The 21,146-nt window shown below is 53.4% G+C and carries 15 protein-coding genes, 8 pseudogenes and 1 other annotated feature; of the genes and pseudogenes, 7 read left to right on the top strand and 16 right to left on the bottom strand.

Features of this window, described 5'->3' with window-relative positions:
- Positions 1–47: 47 nt before the first annotated feature.
- The 3 genes from rpoB to rplJ all read right to left on the bottom strand — a co-directional run bounded on the left by rpoB (position 48) and on the right by rplJ (position 5,413).
- A complete protein-coding gene (rpoB, locus tag OAN307_RS22310) occupies positions 48–4,190 on the bottom strand; it encodes a DNA-directed RNA polymerase subunit beta (protein ID WP_015501710.1) in 4,143 nt (1,380 codons plus the stop codon).
- 266 nt (positions 4,191–4,456) lie between these two features.
- Positions 4,457–4,828, bottom strand: coding sequence for a 50S ribosomal protein L7/L12 (gene rplL, locus OAN307_RS22315; protein WP_015501711.1), 372 nt, complete (start codon positions 4,826–4,828; stop codon positions 4,457–4,459).
- A 69-nt stretch (positions 4,829–4,897) separates the two neighbouring features.
- Entirely contained in the window at positions 4,898–5,413 is a 516-nt protein-coding gene (gene rplJ / locus OAN307_RS22320) for a 50S ribosomal protein L10 (protein ID WP_015501712.1), read from the bottom strand.
- 387 nt (positions 5,414–5,800) lie between these two features.
- On the opposite strand from rplJ, the pseudogene OAN307_RS22325 reads away from it, so the two are divergent.
- Positions 5,801–6,019, top strand: a pseudogene (locus OAN307_RS22325) (IS5/IS1182 family transposase); the annotation flags it as partial.
- Here the strand turns inward: OAN307_RS22325 and OAN307_RS22330 are convergent.
- Both OAN307_RS22330 and OAN307_RS27295 read right to left on the bottom strand, forming a co-directional pair.
- Complete coding sequence (locus OAN307_RS22330) at positions 6,009–6,377, bottom strand: sulfotransferase domain-containing protein (protein ID WP_083903184.1); 369 nt, start codon at positions 6,375–6,377, stop codon at positions 6,009–6,011. The pseudogene OAN307_RS22325 and the gene OAN307_RS22330 sit on opposite strands and share 11 nt — an antisense overlap.
- Positions 6,378–6,956: 579 nt before the next feature.
- Positions 6,957–7,306, bottom strand: a pseudogene (locus OAN307_RS27295) (integrase core domain-containing protein); the annotation flags it as partial.
- Positions 7,307–7,441: 135 nt separating this feature from the next.
- On the opposite strand from OAN307_RS27295, the pseudogene OAN307_RS31555 reads away from it, so the two are divergent.
- Positions 7,442–8,762: pseudogene (locus OAN307_RS31555) on the top strand (IS110 family transposase).
- A gap of 242 nt (positions 8,763–9,004) precedes the next feature.
- On the opposite strand, the pseudogene OAN307_RS30510 reads toward OAN307_RS31555, so the two are convergent.
- Positions 9,005–9,812: pseudogene (locus OAN307_RS30510) on the bottom strand (transposase); the annotation flags it as partial.
- A gap of 118 nt (positions 9,813–9,930) precedes the next feature.
- Here OAN307_RS30510 and OAN307_RS31560 point away from each other — a divergent pair.
- Positions 9,931–10,509, top strand: a complete 579-nt coding sequence (locus OAN307_RS31560) for a TniB family NTP-binding protein (RefSeq protein ID WP_187292516.1) — start codon at positions 9,931–9,933, stop codon at positions 10,507–10,509.
- Here the strand turns inward: OAN307_RS31560 and OAN307_RS30515 are convergent.
- Positions 10,472–11,510: pseudogene (locus OAN307_RS30515) on the bottom strand (IS3 family transposase); the annotation flags it as partial. The gene OAN307_RS31560 and the pseudogene OAN307_RS30515 sit on opposite strands and share 38 nt — an antisense overlap.
- Positions 11,098–11,214: a sequence feature (AL1L pseudoknot), on the bottom strand. It overlaps the preceding pseudogene by 117 nt.
- A 52-nt stretch (positions 11,511–11,562) precedes the next feature.
- Positions 11,563–11,805 (bottom strand): annotated as a pseudogene (locus OAN307_RS27310) (transposase); the annotation flags it as partial.
- Positions 11,806–11,934: 129 nt separating this feature from the next.
- Between OAN307_RS27310 and OAN307_RS27315 the strand changes: the two are divergent.
- Positions 11,935–12,117, top strand: coding sequence for an ArdC-like ssDNA-binding domain-containing protein (locus tag OAN307_RS27315; protein WP_333783218.1), 183 nt, complete (start codon positions 11,935–11,937; stop codon positions 12,115–12,117).
- Positions 12,118–12,185: 68 nt separating this feature from the next.
- Here the strand turns inward: OAN307_RS27315 and OAN307_RS22370 are convergent, their stop codons facing one another.
- The 4 genes and pseudogenes from OAN307_RS22370 to OAN307_RS22380 all read right to left on the bottom strand — a co-directional run bounded on the left by OAN307_RS22370 (position 12,186) and on the right by OAN307_RS22380 (position 14,971).
- The gene (locus OAN307_RS22370; protein WP_015501715.1) at positions 12,186–12,659 is read right to left on the bottom strand and encodes a hypothetical protein; all 474 of its coding nucleotides are present in this window, start codon (positions 12,657–12,659) and stop codon (positions 12,186–12,188) included.
- A gap of 136 nt (positions 12,660–12,795) precedes the next feature.
- A complete protein-coding gene (locus OAN307_RS28570; RefSeq protein WP_144055664.1) occupies positions 12,796–13,008 on the bottom strand; it encodes a hypothetical protein in 213 nt (70 codons plus the stop codon).
- A gap of 344 nt (positions 13,009–13,352) precedes the next feature.
- A pseudogene (locus tag OAN307_RS22375) lies at positions 13,353–13,944 on the bottom strand (integrase core domain-containing protein); the annotation flags it as partial.
- 55 nt (positions 13,945–13,999) lie between these two features.
- Positions 14,000–14,971: pseudogene (locus tag OAN307_RS22380) on the bottom strand (IS5 family transposase).
- A 476-nt stretch (positions 14,972–15,447) separates the two neighbouring features.
- On the opposite strand from OAN307_RS22380, the gene OAN307_RS25595 reads away from it, so the two are divergent.
- On the top strand, positions 15,448–15,945 hold the full coding sequence (locus tag OAN307_RS25595; protein WP_015501716.1) for a GNAT family N-acetyltransferase: 498 nt from the start codon (positions 15,448–15,450) through the stop codon (positions 15,943–15,945).
- Positions 15,946–16,369: 424 nt separating this feature from the next.
- Positions 16,370–16,741, top strand: coding sequence for a hypothetical protein (locus OAN307_RS22390; protein WP_015501717.1), 372 nt, complete (start codon positions 16,370–16,372; stop codon positions 16,739–16,741).
- Positions 16,742–17,358: 617 nt separating this feature from the next.
- On the opposite strand, the gene OAN307_RS30825 is transcribed toward OAN307_RS22390, so the two are convergent.
- Positions 17,359–17,556: a hypothetical protein gene (locus tag OAN307_RS30825; RefSeq protein WP_044044264.1), complete on the bottom strand. Its 198-nt coding sequence runs from the start codon at positions 17,554–17,556 to the stop codon at positions 17,359–17,361.
- Between the two features lie 614 nt (positions 17,557–18,170).
- Here OAN307_RS30825 and OAN307_RS22400 point away from each other — a divergent pair.
- Positions 18,171–19,076, top strand: coding sequence for a bestrophin family protein (locus OAN307_RS22400; protein ID WP_015501718.1), 906 nt, complete (start codon positions 18,171–18,173; stop codon positions 19,074–19,076).
- Positions 19,077–19,174: 98 nt separating this feature from the next.
- Here the strand turns inward: OAN307_RS22400 and OAN307_RS22405 are convergent, their stop codons facing one another.
- From OAN307_RS22405 to OAN307_RS22415, 3 genes are read right to left on the bottom strand one after another with little or no spacing between them, the layout of a single operon-like run.
- Positions 19,175–19,570 (bottom strand): DUF4149 domain-containing protein, encoded by a 396-nt coding sequence (locus OAN307_RS22405; RefSeq protein ID WP_015500972.1) that lies wholly within the window; start codon positions 19,568–19,570, stop codon positions 19,175–19,177.
- Positions 19,567–20,286, bottom strand: coding sequence for a bifunctional 2-polyprenyl-6-hydroxyphenol methylase/3-demethylubiquinol 3-O-methyltransferase UbiG (ubiG, locus tag OAN307_RS22410; protein ID WP_015500973.1), 720 nt, complete (start codon positions 20,284–20,286; stop codon positions 19,567–19,569). The genes OAN307_RS22405 and ubiG overlap by 4 nt, the downstream gene beginning before the upstream one ends.
- Positions 20,276–21,097, bottom strand: coding sequence for a methyltransferase family protein (locus tag OAN307_RS22415; RefSeq protein WP_015501719.1), 822 nt, complete (start codon positions 21,095–21,097; stop codon positions 20,276–20,278). Before OAN307_RS22415 ends, ubiG begins: the two co-directional genes overlap by 11 nt.
- Between the last annotated feature and the right edge of the window lie 49 nt (positions 21,098–21,146).

The following is a 21,146-nucleotide window of genomic DNA, read 5'->3' on the forward strand; positions in this document are numbered from 1 at the left end:
AGTGGGCCGGCGTTGTGCGCCGGCCCGAACGAATTGGGCGGGTGCCCTTATTCGTCGTCCTCCTCCGCATCCAGGAGTTCCATGTTGAGACCAAGGCCCCGTACTTCTTTGACAAGAACGTTGAACGATTCTGGAATACCAGCTTCGTAGTTGTCTTCGCCTTTGACGATGCTTTCATAGACTTTCGTCCGGCCAGCCACGTCGTCCGATTTCACCGTCAGCATTTCCTGCAAGGTGTAAGCGGCGCCGTAAGCTTCGAGCGCCCAGACTTCCATCTCACCAAATCGCTGACCACCGAACTGTGCCTTGCCACCCAGCGGCTGCTGTGTGACGAGGGAGTACGGGCCCGTGGAACGGGCGTGGATCTTGTCATCGACAAGGTGGTGCAGTTTGAGCAAGTACTTCACACCGACCGTGACCTTACGGCTGAACTGTTCACCCGTACGGCCATCAAACAAGATGGACTGACCGGATGTGTCGAACCCAGCACGCGTCAGACTGTCGTTCACGTCGGCTTCTTTTGCGCCGTCAAAAACAGGTGTCGCGATTGGAACGCCGTGGGTGACGTTACCAGCTGCTTCGACCAGCTCATCTTCGGTCATGTCAGCGATGCCTTCGTCGTACACATCGTCACCGTAGGCAATTTTCATTGCTTCGCGGACCGGCGTCAAATCGCCGGAACGGCGGTATGCACCCAAGGCTTCGTCAATTTCGATGCCCAGACCACGTGCGGCCCAGCCCATGTGGGTTTCAAGGATCTGACCGACGTTCATACGCGATGGCACGCCCAGCGGGTTCAGACAGAAGTCCACCGGAGTACCGTCTGCGAGGAACGGCATGTCTTCCATTGGAACAACCTTGGAAATGACGCCTTTGTTGCCGTGACGACCAGCCATTTTATCACCGGGCTGCAGCTTACGCTTCACCGCGACAAACACTTTGACCATCTTCATAACACCGGGGGGCAGATCATCGCCGCGGCGTACTTTCTCGACTTTGTCCTCAAAGCGGGCATCCAGAAGCTTTTTCGCTGCCTCATACTGCTCGTTCAGGGCTTCAACGATTTGCGCGTCGCCTTCTTCCTTGAGGGCAATCTGCCACCAATGGCTGCGGGGCATATCATCAAGCATGGCGGCATCGATAATTGCGCCAGTTTTGATGCCCTTGGGGCCTTTAGCGACAGTTTTGCCCTCGATCATTGACCGAAGACGCGCGTAGATGTTGCGATCAAGGATCGTCATCTCGTCATCACGGTCACGGGCCAAACGTTCAACTTCTTCACGTTCGATCTGCAGCGCACGTTCATCTTTTTCCACGCCGTGGCGGTTGAACACACGAACTTCGACGACCGTACCAAAATCACCAGGCTTTACGCGCAGCGATGTGTCACGGACGTCAGACGCTTTTTCACCAAAGATGGCGCGCAGAAGCTTTTCTTCTGGTGTCATCGGGCTTTCGCCCTTTGGCGTGATCTTACCCACAAGGATATCACCCGGCTCAACTTCGGCGCCGATGTACACGATGCCCGCTTCGTCGAGGTTGCGCAGCGCTTCTTCACCGACGTTGGGGATGTCGCGTGTGATTTCTTCTGGGCCGAGCTTTGTGTCACGTGCTGCGACTTCGAATTCATCAATGTGGATTGATGTAAACACGTCATCACGCGTGATCCGTTCTGAGATCAGGATCGAGTCTTCATAGTTATAGCCATTCCACGGCATGAACGCGACGATGACGTTCTTACCAAGGGCCAATTCACCGATGTCCGTAGATGGACCGTCGGCGATGACTTCGCCCTTCAAAACCGTATCACCAACTTTGACCAGCGGACGCTGGTTGATGCAGGTGTTTTGGTTGGACCGCTGGAACTTACGCATGCGGTAGATGTCGACGCCAGGATCGCCAATCTCAAGATCAGATGTTGCACGCACAACGATACGGGTCGCATCGACTTGGTCGATGATACCAGCACGTTTCGCCATGATCGCAGCACCAGAATCCCGTGCCACGACTTCTTCAATACCAGTACCAACCAGCGGGGCCTCTGCCTGAAGCAGTGGAACCGCCTGACGCATCATGTTCGAGCCCATCAGGGCCCGGTTTGCGTCATCGTTTTCAAGGAACGGGATCAAGGATGCCGCAACCGAGACCAGCTGTTTTGGTGAGACGTCAATCAGGTTCACATTCTCGCTTGGCGCGAGTGTGTATTCGCCGTTCTGACGTGTCGACACGAGGTCGTTCACGAAACGCATGTTTTCGTCAAGGTTCGCGTTGGCCTGCGCCACTGTGTGACGCATTTCTTCGGTCGCGGACATGTAGTGCACTTCGTCCGTAACAACGCCATCGGTGACGACGCGGTACGGTGTTTCGATGAAGCCATACTTGTTCACGCGCGCGAACGTTGCCAGCGAGTTGATAAGACCAATGTTCGGCCCTTCTGGTGTCTCAATCGGACACATGCGACCGTAGTGCGTTGGGTGAACGTCACGGACTTCGAAACCGGCACGTTCGCGTGTCAGACCCCCTGGCCCAAGCGCGGAAAGGCGACGCTTGTGCGTGACTTCCGAAAGCGGGTTCGTTTGGTCCATAAACTGCGACAACTGCGAAGAGCCGAAGAATTCACGCACGGCAGCCGCCGCAGGTTTCGCATTGATGAGATCTTGCGGCATAACCGTGTCGATCTCAACGGATGACATGCGTTCCTTGATGGCACGCTCCATACGGAGTAGACCAACGCGGTACTGGTTTTCCATCAGCTCACCAACGGACCGAACACGACGGTTGCCGAGGTGGTCGATGTCGTCAATGTCGCCCTTACCGTCGCGTAGCATAACCAGCGCTTTGATACAGGACACGATGTCTTCTTTGCGCAGGGTGCGAATAGTGTCTTCGGCATCCAGTGCAAGACGCATGTTCATCTTCACACGACCAACAGCAGACAGGTCGTAACGTTCGGAGTCAAAGAACAGGCTGTCAAACAAATTGGAGGCCGCGTCGACGGTGGGCGGTTCACCCGGACGCATGACGCGGTAAATGTCCATAAGCGCCGTTTCGCGGCCCATGTTTTTATCTGCCGCCATCGTGTTGCGCATGTAGGGACCGACATTGATGTTGTCGATGTCTAGAACGGGGATGGTTTTGATGCCCGCGTCAACGAGTTCTTTCAGCGTACCGCCGATAACGTCGCCCGCTTTGTCCATTTCCAACGTCAACTCGTCACCGGCTTCGACGTAGATCGCACCAGTTTCTTCGTTGATGATGTCGTTGGCTGCGAATTTACCAAGGATCTGTTCGTATGGGACGAGCAGATCTTTGACATTGCCTTCATCGATCAGGGCCTTGACGGCACGTGGCGTGACTTTCTTGCCCGCTTCGGCAATAACTTCGCCAGTTTTAGCGTCAACCAGATCGAACACAGGGCGGGTGCCGCGCACGCGCTCCGGGAAGAATTTCGTCTTCCAACCGTTCGCCTTCTTGTCGAAGGTGTAATCCACGTGGTCGTAATACGCGTTCATGATCGTTTCTTGATCAAGGCCCAGCGCATACAGCAGTGTGGTGACTGGCAATTTACGACGACGGTCAATGCGGCAGAACACAAGATCCTTGGCGTCGAATTCAAAGTCGAGCCATGAGCCGCGGTATGGAATGATGCGGCAAGCGAACAGCAATTTGCCCGAGCTGTGCGATTTACCTTTGTCGTGGTCAAAGAAAACGCCGGGGGAGCGGTGCATCTGGGAAACGATCACACGCTCGGTGCCGTTCACAACGAACGTGCCGTTTGGCGTCATCAAGGGCATGTCGCCCATGAACACATCTTGTTCTTTAATGTCTTTCACCGATTTCGTGCCGGTGTCATCATCCATATCAAACACGATCAGACGGAGAGTCACCTTGAGCGGCGCGGCATATGTCATGTCACGTTGCTGGCATTCTTCGACGTCATATTTCGGCTTCTCGAGCTCGTACTTAACGAACTCTAGAACGGACGTTTCATTGAAGTCCTTGATCGGGAAGACCGACTGAAAGACGCCCTTGATGCCTTCGCCGTCAAGCGGCGTGTCGCTGTCGCCGGAGCGCAGGAACAGATCATAGGACGATTTTTGAACCTCAATGAGGTTCGGCATCTCGAGAACTTCGCGAATTTTACCGTAGTATTTGCGCAAGCGTTTCTGGCCGAGGAAGGATTGAGCCATGTGCGTTGTCACCTTTCAAAATCTCTATGGGTGCTACACCGTTGGGCGACGGTGCAGAGCCCTGAGAACAGATCGTTTCGGCCAATTCTTGGCACCCATCCCACTGGGTGCCTCCCGACCATTGAACCGATCTAAAACAGGGCATTTCAACAAGTGCCCTGATTAAGACGGGTTAGGCTGGACCCGCCTTTTCAGCGGATCCAGCCAGATTTGGATAATAGCAAGCTAGGCACATAGGTGTCCTGCCCCGCCATTTAAAGACCGGCTTAAGCCAGCTCGACTTCGGCGCCAGCTGCTTCCAGCTTGCCCTTAACGTCTTCGGCTTCTTCTTTCGAAACGCCTTCTTTGATTTTGCCACCGGCTTCAACCAAGTCTTTGGCTTCTTTGAGGCCAAGACCAGTGATGCCGCGGACTTCTTTGATCACGTTGATCTTGGAAGCGCCTGGGCTCTTGAGAATGACGTCAAATTCAGTCTTCTCTTCTTCAGCAGCGCCGCCATCAGCAGGGCCAGCCATCATAACAGCGCCACCAGCGGCTGGTTCGATGCCATACTCGTCTTTGAGGATGGTTTTCAGTTCTTGTGCTTCGAGCAGTGTCAGACCGACAATGTCTTCAGCCATTTTTTTCAGATCAGCCATTTGCTTTTCCATTTCTAAGGTTGTGTTCCAACGACAGGAGTATTCCCTACGTCAGCCAATCAAGTTGCTTTAGGCAGCAGCCTTCTCTTCGATAGTCGAAAGAATGCTCGCGATGTTAGATGCAGGCGCGCCAATGGCCCCAGCGATGTTGCTAGCAGGTGCCGCAATGCAGCCAACGATGGAAGCAATAAGCTCCTCACGCGACGGCAATTCGGACACAGCTTTGACACCAGCAGGGTCAAGATCGATATCACCCATAGCACCGCCAAGAATAACGAGCTTTTCGTTATCTTTGGCGTACCCCTGTGTCACCTTGGCCGCAGCCACAGGATCCTCAGAGAAGGTCATAACGGTCATACCGTCGAGGTGCTTGGCAATGCTTGCGCATGCCTTACCCTCAAGGGCGATTTTGGCGAGCTTGTTCTTGGCAACGCGTACAGAACCACCCGCTTCACGCATGCGTGCGCGCAGGTCCTGCATCTCTGCAACTGTCAGGCCTTCGTAGTGGGATACCACAACGACGCCAGAGCTTTCAAAGATTTGGCCGAGATCCTCGACCAATTGTTCTTTTTGTGCTCTATCCACAGTTTCACTCCAATATCGGGACCAGACCTAAATCTGGTATCCCGGCTCAGTCTTAACCGGATTACTCCGGCGGTTGGGTCCATCTAACGGGACGCCCGAACCGCCAAGAGCTTTCGCCCAAAGGTCAATTTGGCTTACCCGCCTCAGGCAGGAATTAACGGAGGCAAAGCCCCCAACCCACCGTCTTGGACGAATGCAAAAAGCGCGTGACGAATCGCGCGCTATTAAGCTGAAGACCATGTAGTCGGGTTGGGAGCATTTGTGAAGGGGCAGTGTTTGCATGAGTTGCGAAAGTCGGCCTCGAGCCTATTCTGTTGAAAAAATCTTTCATGATCTGGGTTCCTCCTGCTGATTCAACTTCCTTATTTGCACGGGAGATTGATCGCGTTGATGGGACCACGTCAGGAAGTACAGACGGCTCTGTTCTATGATTTTTCGATGGCAGATCATATTCCAAGTGGTTTTGTATTGCGGGCGATTGATGGCGTCATCGATCTATCTAGCATTCATACGCATCTGACCGAGTTCTATAGTTCCGCGGGTCGTCGTTCGGTTGACTCGGAGCTTATGATGCGCATGCTGCTCGTCGGTTATATCACGGGAATTTGATCCGAGCGGCAGCTCTGCGAAGAGGTTCACCTGAGCCTTGCATACGCGCCGAAAAGTGAGCGCCTACCGGATGCCGGTAGACGGTGATGTAACGAAGTTCGTCCCAGATCGGCATTCCATCCAAGGACGTATGTGTTTTGACATGCCTGCGCCCGAATTTTGCCTCAAGATGCCCGACGATCTGGTTCATATCGTCAAATTTGGTGTCGAACCACGGCGCGTTTATGGATGGGTTCGCTGCAACCAATGGATAGCCAGAAAAGAGAAGCGCAAGGATTGCTTGCATCCAAGTTGTGCCGGGCTTTGGAGGCGTAGCGACGACTGCGTCGCCAAATCTGGGAGTGTAGTACGTCATTGCTTCGACTCCGTCAGCATGCCGCTATATGAGGATTGAGGAGCTAATGGGTCTGAAATTCGGTTGATCATGTGAGTTCCCTTTCAAACAACTGAACCCAAACTATCACCAAAAGTCTTGTGTTGATGGCTCCTGCATAGCAAGACATTTTTGATCAGATTTGTGCATTTGTCAGAAGCAGTCGTGTGTTCCCGCTGCCCGGCAGTTGATCGCAAGGCAATCAATGAGAGGGGCCTGTTGGCGCGGCTTACTCGACCGCTGGCCCTGATGGTTTCTACTAACCGAGTCCAATTCTGCACATCGAACAGCGAGCGTTCAGGACAAAGCACGGTGTGTCTTGGTTCTAGGACTGACAAGTTTTCCATCACTTCATTGGTATTGCTATCTCCGTGTTTCAGTTTGGGTCAGATTGTTCTGATGCGGTAAGGTTCGTTACGGGTTAGGATGGCCCAGACCATGCGAGCAGTTTTAGTCGCCATCGCGACGGCGGCCACTTTGCCTCGTTTTTGGGCCATGATGTCCGCGAACCATGGGTCCTTTGGTAATCCCCCCATTTCTAACGGGGTGGTGCGGTAGAACTTACGCGGCCATCTTTAGTTTCTGGGCGGGTGTTGTGCCGCCCATGCCCATATTGGGGCGGTCCACTGCCCGGCAGGGCATACGAAGTATGCTCCCGAGAGGGATTGTTGTAAGTCCATAGCCATTGTGTGGCGAAGTCTTGCGCCTCCGGTATGTTTTCAATGATATGTTGGTCCAGCCATTCATGCCTAACCGCGCGGTTATAGCGCTCGATGCAAGTGGTCTGTTGCGGCTTTCCCATTGCGCGGCAATGCATGTTTACATGCATGAGAGTGCGGTTGGATATACTGGATGGTAATACCTTGTTTTTCAGCCCATTCCTGCAGCTTGCCACTGATGTATTCCGGCCCATAACACCTTCGGAATATCGCTAATTTAAGGCTATGACTGCCTGCGCAGCCCCAAATAACGCAGCAGGTGGTCATAGCCGTGCCTCAGGTCCCTACGGTGGTTTTGTACAAACCACACCGCAAAGGAGACCAACTATGACCGATATCATTATTACACAAACTGCGCCCGTTTTGGTGGCCATCGATATCTCGAAGGCCCGCGACGAAGGTCTCATTGCTATTGCGGACAAGAAGCGCCGCCGTCGTTTGACTGTTCTGAACCAGCTAGACGACTTCAATCGTCTAATCACATCGCTTGCCTGCTACGGCCGCCCTGTCCGTGTAGCTTTTGAAGCAACGGGTAATTATCACCGTGCCTTGGCTTATCATCTTGCCGCAGCAGGTTTTGAGTTGAAGTTGGTGTCATCTGTGGCCCTGGCCAGAACGCGAGAGGCCTTGCACAACAGTTGGGACAAAAACGACCCTAAGGATGCCCAGGTCATTCTTCACATGATGGAGATCGGGAACGAGCAGTTTTATCATGACCCCCTCGTGCGTGGCACTAACGACATCCAAGAGCTTTCCAAAACGCATGACATCGTATCCAAGTCGAAGACCGAGTTGTGGCACCGAGTTGTGGCACCGAGTTTTAACCCATTATCTGCCGCTGTATTTTCCTGAAGCTGATCGTTTCCATCGCAGTTCTCGCAGTTCTCGCAGTGACTGGTTCTTTGCTTTCCTTGAACGTTATCCGTCACCACACTTGATCTCAGCCATGAGCAAGGAGGCATTCATCGCTGACGCTTGGGATGTGGTGGGCCTCAAGGTTGCAAAAGAGCGTTTACTTTCAGATATCTACGAGACTGCCAAAGTATCAGTCGGACTGCCGGTTGCCGCAGATTCCGACGCGATAAGCATGTTCAAAAGGAACGTCAGAGTAGCCCTGCTACAGATCGCCTCGCAGCACACTAAATCAGGTCAAAGGGGGGTGGCCGGATGCCCCGGAACCCCCGGCCGGATCAAATCGGTATGGGTGGCCGGATTGCCCCGGAATACGCAATGCTTTGACAATTTTGGCAGAAGCTGGGGATGTACGGCGCTTTCGTCATCACCGGCAGTTTTTGAAGTTCTGTGGAATGGACCTTGCGACTATGCAATCAGGTACATTCAGAGGGCAAACCAAACTGTCAAAATATGGCAATGCTCGGCTTCGTCGAACGCTTTGGATGGCTGGACAGGTTGCTATTCTGCAGCGCACCAACAGCTTCCGCGACAAGTTCGAGCGCTACATCGCCAAAGACCGTCACAACACCCATTTGCGCCGAAAGGCGTACACCGCAATCGCAGCGAAGATGGCCCGAACCGTTCATGGGATCATCAAGCACGGCGAACCATATCGCCCCTTCTTTGAGGGGTGATCGACAGCAGTAGGACCTTTCTCTGTAAGGGCCGTGGAGGCAGACAACTGACCTCGTAGATAATGTTTAGGCCTTCTGCTCAACGACCCAAAGATCTCGTCTTAAGGACGGTGAGAGCCGCAAAAGCGTACTCTGTGTTTGTTATGGGAGAGACAGTTCGTTGACCAAAATGCCAAACTGAGCAATGCTTCTAACGTGTCGAGACGCCTCGATGCGACAATAACCTGACGCCAATTCAGCTAATCATTCCGCGCATAGGACGTTATCGACACGTATGGTTTGGGGTTTGCCGCGCTCAGCATGATGTGTCCGCGACAAGTACCAGGTTCTCGCGGCTGAAGTCATCGACAACCGTCAGAATACGAAACCGGCGACCGTCAGTCAGCGCGTCAGACACAAAATCTAATGACCATCTCTGGTTAGGACCATCACAGGCAGCACCATCGGCTTCCGCGTGCCCAAAGCGCGCTTTCTACCGCCCCTACGACGCACTTGGAGCTTCTCTTCAGTGTAAATGCGTCTCACCTTTTTGTGGTTCACCGCAAAGCCTTCGCGCGCGATCATCACATGAACACGACGGCAACCAAACCGTCGCCGCTCCCTCGAAACCCGCTTGATGGCATCACGCAACTCAGCGTCATCGCCACGGCGAGACGGATACCGCACCGTTGATCGATCAACTTGCAAGACATCGCACGCCCCCTCTCGGCAGATTGCTTTGCAATCGCCTGCCGGGCAATGGTCGCTGGCTAACCTGATGAGTTTCCATCAAGTGAACCACAGCTTTAAGCTTCCCAACGGGCGTCACCATTTTTTTGAATTGATGTCTCGCAACATTGCATTGTCCCTCGCCTGACAGGGTATTGCGCAGCAATGTCCCGAGAAGAGAGCATCTGTTCCGCTAGCAGCTTCTTTAGCTTCCCGTTCTCGTCTTCCAAGGCCCGCAACCGCTTCGCGTCAGACGGCTCCATGCCTCCATACTTCGATGTGTATTTATAGAACGTCGCTGAACTGATCCCGTGCCGCCGAAATACATCAGCAGTCTTCTCCCCAGATTCCTGTTCTTTGATAATTGCTATGATCTGTTCGTCTGTAAATCGTGCCTTCATTTGTCCGTCCTTTTGTTGGGCGGACTCTACACAAATCTGGAGGAGTTTTAGGGGCGCAGGTCACAATCAAGAAGCTTGCTGAGATCATCCTTGAAAAACTGGTTATGAGAAGGTCGATTTGAAGCTGCGCTCAGCGGATGCTTGGGAAATTGCGCGGTACCGATTTGGGCTCGTTGGGATAAAAATGGTCGTGATCGATGAATGCCATCACTTCCTTCGAAGCGGGCCTGGGCGCGATGTGCTCGCTGCCATTCAGTCTTTAAAGCATATCATGCAGTCAGATCCAGGCGTCGCTTTGGTTATTGCAGGTGTACCCACACTACGAGACGCGATCATGTTGGAGCCTTCTGGTGAGACTTATCGCCGTTTCATGGAATACCACCTGTCAAAGATTTGTCTTGGTACTAACTCGGCCAAGCTCTTCGGTGCGAACTTTTCAAAATCTGCCGACAAACTGGGGTTGCAGGTTCACTCGGAAGACGCATTCGCCGAACGCATCCTTTTTGCGGAATGTGGTCAGGTTGGCCGCTGCGTGAAATTGGGAAAGGAAATCCTGCGCGATGCTAGCGGCAATTCGTGCCACTTATGCGGCATCATGCGTCTTGGTGTTGCGGGCGTAGGGCTTCAGGTGAGCCAGGGGCCAGTGTTCTATTCCGCAGATCGATTTCGGCCTCGGCCAGGCGCTCGGTATACTTGATCGACAGGTATTGTGATCCGCGGTCCGAGTGGTGGACCAAAGCCTTGTTATCTGGTGTTTTTCTTTGCCAGATTGCTTGCTCCAACGCGTCGAGCACGAATTGGGTCTTCATTGATGTCGATGTGCGCCAGCCTACGATCCGCCTTGCAAAGACATCAATCACGAACGCGACGTAGACTGTCCCTGACCATGTGGGCACGTAAGTGAAGTCTGAAACCCACAGCTTGTTTGGCCGATCCGCCTTGAACAGGCGGTTCACCTTGTCGTCCATTGCCTGGCAGGCGATTTGCAAAGCAAATCTGCCGAGAGGGGGGGGCATGGCAAAGACGTGTCCGGGTTCGTGGTAATGACCTTCTTGCCACGAACGACGCCTTTGATGCCCAAGGCGCGCATCAACCGCTCCACAGTGCAGCGGGCAACATCCTCACCCTCCCGTCGCAGAACATGCCAAATCTTTCGGGCCCCGTAGAGTTTGCAGTTGTCCGCCCAGGCCCCGTCGATCTTGACGCTCAGAGCGGCATCAGACTTGGCACGAGCTGACGCCCGCTCAGGATCACGCGCGATGGCGCGCCGGTCATAATAAGTGGAAGGGGCAAACTGCAGCGCCCTGCAGATTGGTTCGACCCCAAGTGTCTCTCGGCTTTCCGCAATGAAATCCATCATTTGCGAAACGGGCGGTCGAGCTCCGCCTGTGCAAAATACGCCGACGCCTTACGCAAAATCTCATTGGCTTGACGCAGTTCGCGGTTCTCACGCTCAAGTTCCTTGATCCGCGCCTTCTCAGCGCTGGTAGGCTCTGGCCGTTCGCCGCCATCGCGCTGGACCTGACGGGCCCAAACGCGAAGGCTGTCCGGTGAACAACCCAATTTACCCGCGATCGCCGTCAGCGCCGCAGCTTCGCTCTGATATTCATCGCGGTGTTCCATAAGCAGCCGAACCGCACGCTCGCGGAACTCAGGTGAATACGGCTTCGAGGTCTTCTTCTTTTGTGTCTGTTCCATAACGGGCAATTCTCCGAGAGTTTTGCCCTCCGGTAAAGCCGGGCCGGTTCACTTCGCAGAGGCGACGCTCAGAGCGGATGCCGAGGCAATAGCCGACCAGCAACATGCGAATAAGCAGTTCCGGATCAACCGAAGGACGGCCTGTATGGCTGTAGAAATCGGTGAGATGTTGGCGAATGCCGGACAGGTCGACAAACCGCTCAATGGATCGCAGCAGATGATCTTGAGGAACGTGATCGTCTATCGAGAACTCATAAAACAACGCGCCTTGTGCTTCTTGCTTTGGCCCCAACATCGAAAATACCCCCAGTTGTTAGGAACAATTGAATCAGGGGCCAAGCCTCAAATCAACAAGAGTTTTTCAACAAAATAGGCTCTTTGCTGCCATTCCCTGAGCACCCACGAAGGTCGTCTCAGGGCCGCTATCGTCGAAAGCCTTGAGGCCGGTGTTCGGCCCTGGCTGAAACCTTGGAACGCCGAGCATGCCGCAGGCAAGATTACCGGGCCCCTGCGGCACAATGGCCAGCCCTATTCCGGCATCAACGTGTTCATGCTGTGGATGATTCCCTACCAAGACCGGTGCCGATGTGTCCCTTGGCTGCAATAAGGCGCTCTGCACGCTCTCTCATGGCGGACCAGCCCCGGAAGCGCTCCGGAGCCAGTCGGCCGGAGCGGTCAGCCCTCGTCGTCGCTTTCGATTGAGAAGTTCGAGCCGTCTTCGTGGACCTCGGCTTCGGTCATCTCGCCGTTGAATTGACCCTCGAACTCATAGACGACCAGCGTGCCATCCTCTCGGGTGTTCTTCTCGATGATCTCGGGCAGGAATCCAGGCAAATCGGCGTTGAACGCAGCCACCACTATCTCCGGCACTTGCTCCATGGTGATCTCCTCCGCGGTCTCCCAGAGGGTACCGTCGGCAAACACTTCGACGGCGAAGCCCAGACCGTCAACCTTGGTGCCTATGAATTCGTACATCAGAACGCCTTGCTCGATTTGCCGCAGGACGCCGTCGAATTCGCGCCCTTGGGAGTTCGCCTGCGCGGTGGCGACCGCAGCATCAGGCGCCTCATTCATCATGATTTCTTCTTCTTTTGCGAGCGCCGGGATGGCGATCGTAAGAGCAGCGACTGTTGTCAAGAACGTCTTCATTATATGCTTCCTGTTTTTCTGGACTGACGCGCGATGCGCAATTAGAATTTTTAACGGGAGAGTTCAGTTACGTCCCGAGTTTGTCTTGTACTGGGAGCTGGCGATTGCTGGCAAAAACAACGGTATTGGGAGCACCTCAAAACTGCAACAGGGGTAACCTGCAGAACACGACAAATTGAGTCAGGTTAATAATCCGCCCCTCGTCCGGCAGCGTTGCCGGGGCTGAACACCTGCTCGCTGAAAGTCCAATGACCAACAGGTTGGCATCCAACTTGTTGCTCGGTCGCCAGTTCTCTTCGCTTGTGCGGATAAAGCGACTTTTGGTAGCAGTATGGCCAATGGCTTGCATGGGGTGGCTCCTCTCATATGCAGATATCGACACCTGCATTATAGCGCATTGCGACGCTGGTTGGAGCAGGAGGCATCCACCCCATCAGCTTTCGAAAAAAGTGGGCACAGGCCCGATGGGATTCTATTCGTTCAACAAACGGTGGTTTTTGGAAGGGTGTTTGAAAGGAGCAGTTTCACTGCGAGCTACAACTGTACACGTGTAAGCGTCGAGTAATGTTCAGCGTTATGAACTAAATTCAAAGTGGTATTTTCCCCAAATACATCCTTCAGTTTTGTGGACATCGCCGGAGGCGACCAAGTGTCTTTAATGCCATGCCAAAGATCGACAGGGTACTGCACACCTTAGTTGTTCGGTCCCGGCATCTGTTGGATCGGATTAACGATGAATCTTTCTGGTTCTGAAGTCCCTATCTTGCAGATGTATTCGTACGGCGTCAGGCCGTTGAGCGTCTTCAGCCTTCGAGCGAAATTGTAGGCCGCTATGAAGTCTGCGAGATGGGTGTGCAGCTGATCATTCTTGTCGTAGTGATGCCGCCTGACTGTTGCGTCCTTGATCGTGCGGTTCATCCGCTCAACCTGGCCATTGGTCCATGGATGGTTGGGCTTGGTCAGCCGGTGCTCAATCCTGTTGGCATCGCAGATCATGTCGAACCGCATAGGCCGTGAATATGGTGTGTTCCGGTTACGTGGTTGCTCACAAAATTGAATGCCATTGTCCGTCAGAATTGTGTGGATCTTGTATGGCACCGCTTCCAGCACAGCCTCCAGGAACTCCCAGGCCGTCTTGCGATTTGCTTTTTCTACAAGCCGTGCCACGGCAAACTTGCTGGTTCGGTCCCTCTCGTGACATCGCTTTGCGATTCACTGCCGGGCAATGAATGGCAACAAAGAGATAAAGTTTTCCTTCGTTGGTGCGCAACTCTGCAATGTCGATAGGCTTTGTTGCACAAATCGCCCTTATGGCGTGCTTCCCCTGACCCCTGACGGATTCAGCCTACAGTAACGGTGTTTGGGATGCCAAGGGCGGTGAAGCCGTTGAGTATCGCGGCACGGATTTGGACTTCCGCAACTTGCCGGTCAAAGTCTCGTGCGGCCAGGCGCTGCCCGAGTAGTTTCAAACAATGCATCTTTGTCTCAACACGACTCCTGCGGTGGTATCCGCTCAAGCGACGCCATTGAGCGCGGCCGAGATCCTTTGAGGACTGTACCGCTTCGTTTCGGGCTCTGGCCCCCAGCGTATCCGGCTTCCATAGCTTGGCATTCTTGCGTGGCGGGATGACAGCACGGGCATTGCGGGCCGCAATCGCATCATGGCATTTGCGGGTGTCATATGCCCCATCTGCTGTGACACTGCCAATCTTCTGATCTGGTGTGATCTGACCGAGAAGGTTGGGCAACATGGGTGGGTCTCCAATGCTGCTACTCGTCACTTCGACCGCGCGTATCTCCAACGTTTCTTCATCAATCCCTATATGTATCTTGCGCCACACCCGACGTTTCGGCCCGCCATGCTTGCGAGCGTTCCACTCACCTTCGCCCTCAACTTTGATGCCGGTACTGTCGATAAGGAGGTTTAGCGGGCCCTTTGAGCCCTGATACGGGATGGTAACCGATAGCCTTTTCTGACGCCGACATAACGTGCTGAAGTCTGGGACCTCCCAGTCAAGGTCGATCAATTTCAACAGGCTTTCCACAAAGCCCGTCGCCTGCCTCAAAGGCATTCCGAACAGCACTTTCAACGTGAGACAGGCTTGGATCGCCGCATCGCTATAGCGTGGCTGGCGGCCCCGTTTGCCCCCCTCTCATGGTTTGCAAACAAACCACTGCCGGGCAACGGTAGGCGCAGCTTTCCAAGTGACCTCTGGGTTAAACCAAATGGTCAGTGACCCGCGTCGCTTCAGGGCCTTGTTATACTCAGGCCAGTTCCTCGTGCGGTAAATCGGGGCGATAGGTTTACTCATGACGCCAGCTACCATGCTGGATTTACAACATGAATCCCTGATACGAGACTATTTGTGCAACAAAGCCCCCTTCTTGTCGAAATGTGTGCAACGCAGCATTTGTCACAAACGCCCTAGCTCGTCACCGACACTTCCGTCCCACAGCTGACCTTCGAGGATGACGCAGCGAATGGCGGCAGTGAGCCCAGTGTGTGAATTCGAATTTCACGCTGCGTGCGCTCGCAGCGAGAAAATTGCTGCACCTGCTAAGATTCTAGTGTCGCACTGCGGCGTGAAAACCAGTCATTCATGCCCACCGCAGCGTGAGCGCAAGGCTGAAGGATCAAGTTGCGGACGAAGTTAGCTTTCGCTGCGTGTGCGCCAATGGCTGGTGTTGTTCAACCGCTTAAAAAAGGCCATTATCTTTGGCACTGTCCAATGGGCTAAAATAGATAGGGGCAGACCCTTCGGTTGGATTTCACTGATTGGATACATCGATGAAGAACTTTACGTACAAGACAGTTACTTGTGACTATGCTTCAGACTGGAGAAATCTAAGGCTTGAAGGAGCACGGGATTTTCCATTGGGATTTTTAGTAACGCTGGACGAGATGGCTGCAGCGGACATAGCCCGTTGCAGTGATATCTTGAGAGGAGGCCACATCCGAGGTGTCTATGATGTTGAAAAGCTAGTTGGGTTTTGCGGATATCGCCCTCAACCGCTCGAACGGACCAAGCATCGAGGCGAGATTGGTCCGTTCTTTGTGACTCGAAGATACCACGGTAGTCCCGCAGCTACAGTGATGATGACTGGGGTGATCGGGGAAGCCAAAGAAAATGGTTTGGAACAACTCGAACTCTTCGTCGATACTGAAAACTCAAGAGCAATAGCATTTTACGAGCGATTTGGTTTTGAACGAATTGCGACCCATATAGATGGTGTGCGGATCGAAGGACGGTCCAGGGACGACTTTTTCTATACGCTTCGGATGTGACGTCGAAGTAGCATAGCCGTCATTCATAGATTTTGCAGCATCGGTGAGTCGGGCTCGAAGCCGCCTAATGCTAGTGCAGCACCGTGATCTGTTGAGTGCCCCTTGAACCCGCCGTTCGTCAAAATTGGAAATCTGTTGCTTTCCAGCCTGTTGTCGGCTTTCGCTGGCATTGGCGTTTTGGGTGCAGTCGTTGCAATTTGTAGGCGTAACGTCGGCAAGGAGCCCAGTCTGTGAATTCAATTTTCTCGCTGCACGCGCTCGCAGCACAGAAAATGCCGCAACTACGAAAAAATGCTGCGTGAGCAATAGCCGTGAGTGCATCAGGCCGGTTTGTCCGCAGCTTGACCCTTGGAGCTTATACGCTGAGTGTGGTGCGCAGGATTTCAGTCTGATATGGCTGCAAATTTGTTTAGAGAAGTGAACAATGAATCAAATTGCATCCATCCTTTATTCTGTTTGTTCCCTGGGTATCATCTTGTTCCAGTTGTGCCTGATAGCAGGTGCGCCTTGGGGGAGACTGACACAAGGAGGTAAGGTTGATGGCTCTCTGCCGACGTCTGGTCGAATTGCTGCTGCCATCAATATTCTCCTTTTTGCAGCGATGAGCTTGGCAATCCTGTCGGCGGCAGGCTATTGGCCGAATTGGCCGATTTGGACAGGCTGGACGACACTGACTATTCAAGCCGTTTCAGCGATTCTCAATTGGATCACACCATCTGTTCAAGAGAGAAAGCTTTGGGGGCCCATTACCTTAGTAATGCTATTATTTGTTTTGTTGGTTATGTTGTCCGTATAGATTTGGCTGAAAGCAGATTTTGTTAAATTACCTCCGAACAGCGGCTTCGCCCGCGATGTTTGAGCTCGAATATGACGCGGCGAAAAGTCGGTTTGGAATCCGCCAAGACCAGTAGCGTTGAACGGCCGCTTTGACGACACAGGCTGCACTGCAGCTACAAACTGGCCGCATCTGCAAAGTAATGCTGCGTCAGCGAAGGCGAAAAATCCAAGGTCGGTTTTGTCCGCGTAGCAGACCTCGGTGCAACGCGCAGCGAAGGTCTGCTATCCGCCCTTGGTGTCGAAATGTGCGCACCGCAGCATTCGTCACAAACGGCCCAAGCGCTAAACCGCTCCGCGATATGGGCGCTCGTGGCGGGTGTAAGCCATACGCAAAAAGCCTCACTTTTTCTGGAGGACTCGTCAAACGTTGAGGTGGCGTTGATGTGTTTTGGACGCACGAAAGCCCGACTGATTAGGTCGGGCTTTAAGCGTTTGATATTGTTTATTATATTGGTTGCGGGAGCACGCAACCGCCGCAACCTACCCACTTTATGCTGTATTGTTTGATTTTAGCACAAGCCCAACTAATACGGGGCTTCTGCCAGTGTGCTTTTGGCGCTTTTTGTGCGCCGCTTGTCATGGCCAGCGGCTTGAAATGGACGCTTGGAATGCGCCGTCTATCACGCGCTGCCAAGGCCCGTCGCGCGTGTGTTCAAGACCCAGAACCGAGATCACCATCTCGTGTCCAGCAGACTTGGCTTGTGCCTCCGTCAGACCAACGCTTACCACTTGCGGATCGGAGAAGATCCACAGCAGGCATGACGCTATGACCATAGGATAACGTGTTTCCGTTCATTGCATTTTTGGCGACGAGCTTCGCACCGAATGCCGCCATATAGATAAGCTGACCCATCCCAGTCACATCGCCAGTCGCATACATGATCAGCTCTAAAGTGGACACGCTGGCCGGCTCAGGCAGAACCGGTCAGCGATTAACGCAACCTATTCGACTGGCAGCCATTGAACTGCACACCTCCAAAGCTTTTGGTGAGCCCAGCACCCGGCGTGTTCACCTTGCGTTCCCAACTTAAGAGTGTAACAAAGTGGAGATTTAATCATGACAAATACTGTTAAGGCCAAGGGGCATCTGAGGCCGAATGATTACTATGTCGTACCTGTGACGGCAATGCAGCTGAGCTACATGACATCCTTTTGACGACGTGTTGTTGATCAAGCAGATGTTGATTGGTTGGCGCATGCTCGAAGCCCAAATCTATATCTGTCGTACCAGCGGGTTGACACAAATCGCGCGCCGAACAATGGCATATGTACGATCTATCCGCAGGACCAAAATTTGTCGCTCAAAGTGCAGCTTCTCTTGGATCTACTGAACGAGGAATTAAGTTAAACCTGCGTGGTCTATCCATGTCATTGAAAAGGAATATCATGTGATCGTCAGGGACCATCCGTCATCGTTTCGGCTATTTTTTGTCATGCAGGGATCTGTTGTGCCCAAAATTCTGGGCAAAATCATCGGCATTGCGCTGTTATCAGTCGTTGTCCTGTTGGTTAATCACTACGTTGTCACGCTACCTAAAATTTCGATCGGGGCGATGGGAATATTTGGCGTCGCACTTTCGCTTTTCCTCGGGTTTCGGAACAACGCAGCATATGACCGATGGTGGGAAGCCCGCAAACTATGGGGGTCAATGATCGCCGATGTCCGTAATCTGGGGCGACATATGTACGTCTTTGTCGGTAAGGGGGAGGAACGCGAAGTCATCCTGGCTTATGCGGTCGCCTTTGCACATTTGCACCGTGGTTTCTTGCGAGGGGTCGATGTGCAGCCTGAGGTTACCGGCTGGGTCGGCGAAGAAAGCGCCGCGTCGATGATCGGGAAACAGAACCCGGCAGATGCGGCATTGCGAGCGATAGCCCACAGGATTGGGGCGCTGATCAAAAAGGACGCGATCAGCGGATTTGGTCAGATGACCATTTCGCAAACGCTGTCTTCGCTGGCTTTCGCGCAAGCCGGATGTGAACGCATTTTGACGACACCCTTGCCGTTCGTGTATTCTCTACTGGTCCGCCGCACGACCTATCTCTATTGCTGGTTGCTACCCTTCGCGTTGATTGACTCCACAGGCTGGTTTGCCCCAATATTTGCGGCAGTCGTGGCCTATGTGTTCTTTGGCCTACAGGCCGTCACGAACGAGCTGGAACTGCCGTTTCGTAATGTTCAGAACGGACTACCCGTCGATTCGATGTGTCGCACGATTGAGATTTCGGTGGCCGAAGCGCTGGATCGCACCCCGCCAGACAGCTTGTCCCCGACAAATCATGTGTTGAGTTAAGGTATTGGGCTTGGGCAAGGCAGCCGTTCAACGCGCCTATGTGGAACTGGCTGACATAGGTTAGCCAGCCACATTGGTTTTTTGTATAGGAGAAAGAGTTAGACGCCCGCCAGACGCACCAAGACGATTGCGGATGTGCCGATATGGACCAACGTCAGCACAACTGACGCACTATGCAGTACTTTAGACTGCCGCTTATGCCCTGCATCCGTTGCGGCATTGATCATTGGCATCAATATTTGGCGCGCAAAAACGGTGGATATGGCTATAAATAGCAACGCAGCACCTGACGTTAGATCGCCTGCAAACGCTGCCAATGCCGCTACAGTTGCTGTCACAAAGACAAAGGTGTAGAAATGAGGAAAGGCTTTTCGGATCAGTGGACTGGCGGTCTCTGCGGGTAGTGCAGTAAACAGGAACGCAGCAAAACCGAATGCGTATAACGTCATGCCACCAAACAAAAGTGCGGTGATGAGAAGAGCGAAAATCGTCATTTTGAGAACTCCGGTAGGCTGGCAAGGCCCATATAAATAATCGTTTTGAACGGCAACGGACCAAAAGTAAAATCACCACGACGATTGATGCCGCGTGGTCCCAACCCAGTTTGTGGACCAGAAACAAAGCCTGCCTTTGCAAGCGCATCACGCAGTTCTCTGGGCTTAATGAACATCTTGGGATCGTGCGTCCCCTGCGGCAAAAGACCAAGCACATCCTCGGCGACTGTGATGGTTGCCAACCGAGCGATGGGATTGCGGTTGATCGTATCGTACAAAAATAGCCCACCGGGTTTGAGCACCCGCGCAACTTCAGCCAAAACTTTGGTCAGATCAACGACATGTTCCAAAACATCAACGCAAACGACTGCATCGAAATGATCGTCCGGATAAGGCAGGTTCTCACCCACACCGATATCATATCGGATCACTTGATCCATCTGCTTTGCTCGTTTGGTCGCGACAGAAATGGCTTGCGCGGCGGGGTCAACCCCGGTGACATTTGCGCCTTTATCTGTCAGCGCCTCGGCCATGAACCCCCCGGCGCAGCCCAAATCAAGCACTGCTTTTGCCTCCCAATCGATGTGACGGCTGAACCACGCAAGCCTTGCAGGCACGAGATTTTTCAACGTTCGGACCCAGCGGATATCGTCTGACCACCAATCAGCAGCAACGTCATCGTAGATATCAAGGTTATTGCGCTGCTTATTCGTCATGATGCTTTACTCTGCGTAGGGTTGGGAATGCGTAAGGGACGCGGTGTTTGTAGGCCGCAAAACGATCGCCATAGCGTCGCGCGAACCGGCGTTCTTTCAATGTCGGTGCGACAAGACAGTAAAGTGTCAATCCCAATGCCAAGCCCAGTTGGTCGGGGGTCCACACCGGTACAGTCCATGTGGTCAACGCGAAGGCCACATAGATTGGCTGGCGGATTACGCGGAACAGACCACGGGTAGGCATATCGGGGAACACAGGCCGGATCTTTTGCATCAATGACATCCACCCTAACGCCCCCGATTGCACCTCGGCACCCGCATCGAAGCTGGCCCAGATCAGCAGGAGCCATGACAGAGTATAAATCGCACAGATCAGCACCAAACCGGTTCCCTCTGCGCGCCACCAAATGATCCCGCTTGGTGTCCAAAAAGCGAAAATCGCCAATAGTTGGATCGATGCAATGATAGCGTAAGTCGTGGTCAACAGTGTTTTCCCGTGCCCCATCGGTGCCAGCTTTGCAAGAAACCTGCTGCCATGAGATGATAGCAGCAACGAATGAACGGCAGGAAACTGCACGATCAACGCAATATTGGCGAGGACTGACCATGGCGCGGGGACACGGCCAAAGCTCTCACTCATCCCAAAGAACATCGCAGACATCATGGCCAGCACGGCAAGGCCGAACACGATATGACACAGTAGACCGTAGGCAAGCGCCAAAGCGATACGCGCGGCCCCCGGCGGTGGGCGCAGTGTCCCAAGGGCAAGTGTCCAAAGGCGGTTGGGAGGCGATTCCGGAGTTACGTTCATGAAGTCAAAAGTAGCGTTGAAAGGACTGTCGTCCAGCGTTCTCGACGAT

The organism is Octadecabacter antarcticus 307, assembly GCF_000155675.2.
GTDB lineage: Bacteria > Pseudomonadota > Alphaproteobacteria > Rhodobacterales > Rhodobacteraceae > Octadecabacter > Octadecabacter antarcticus.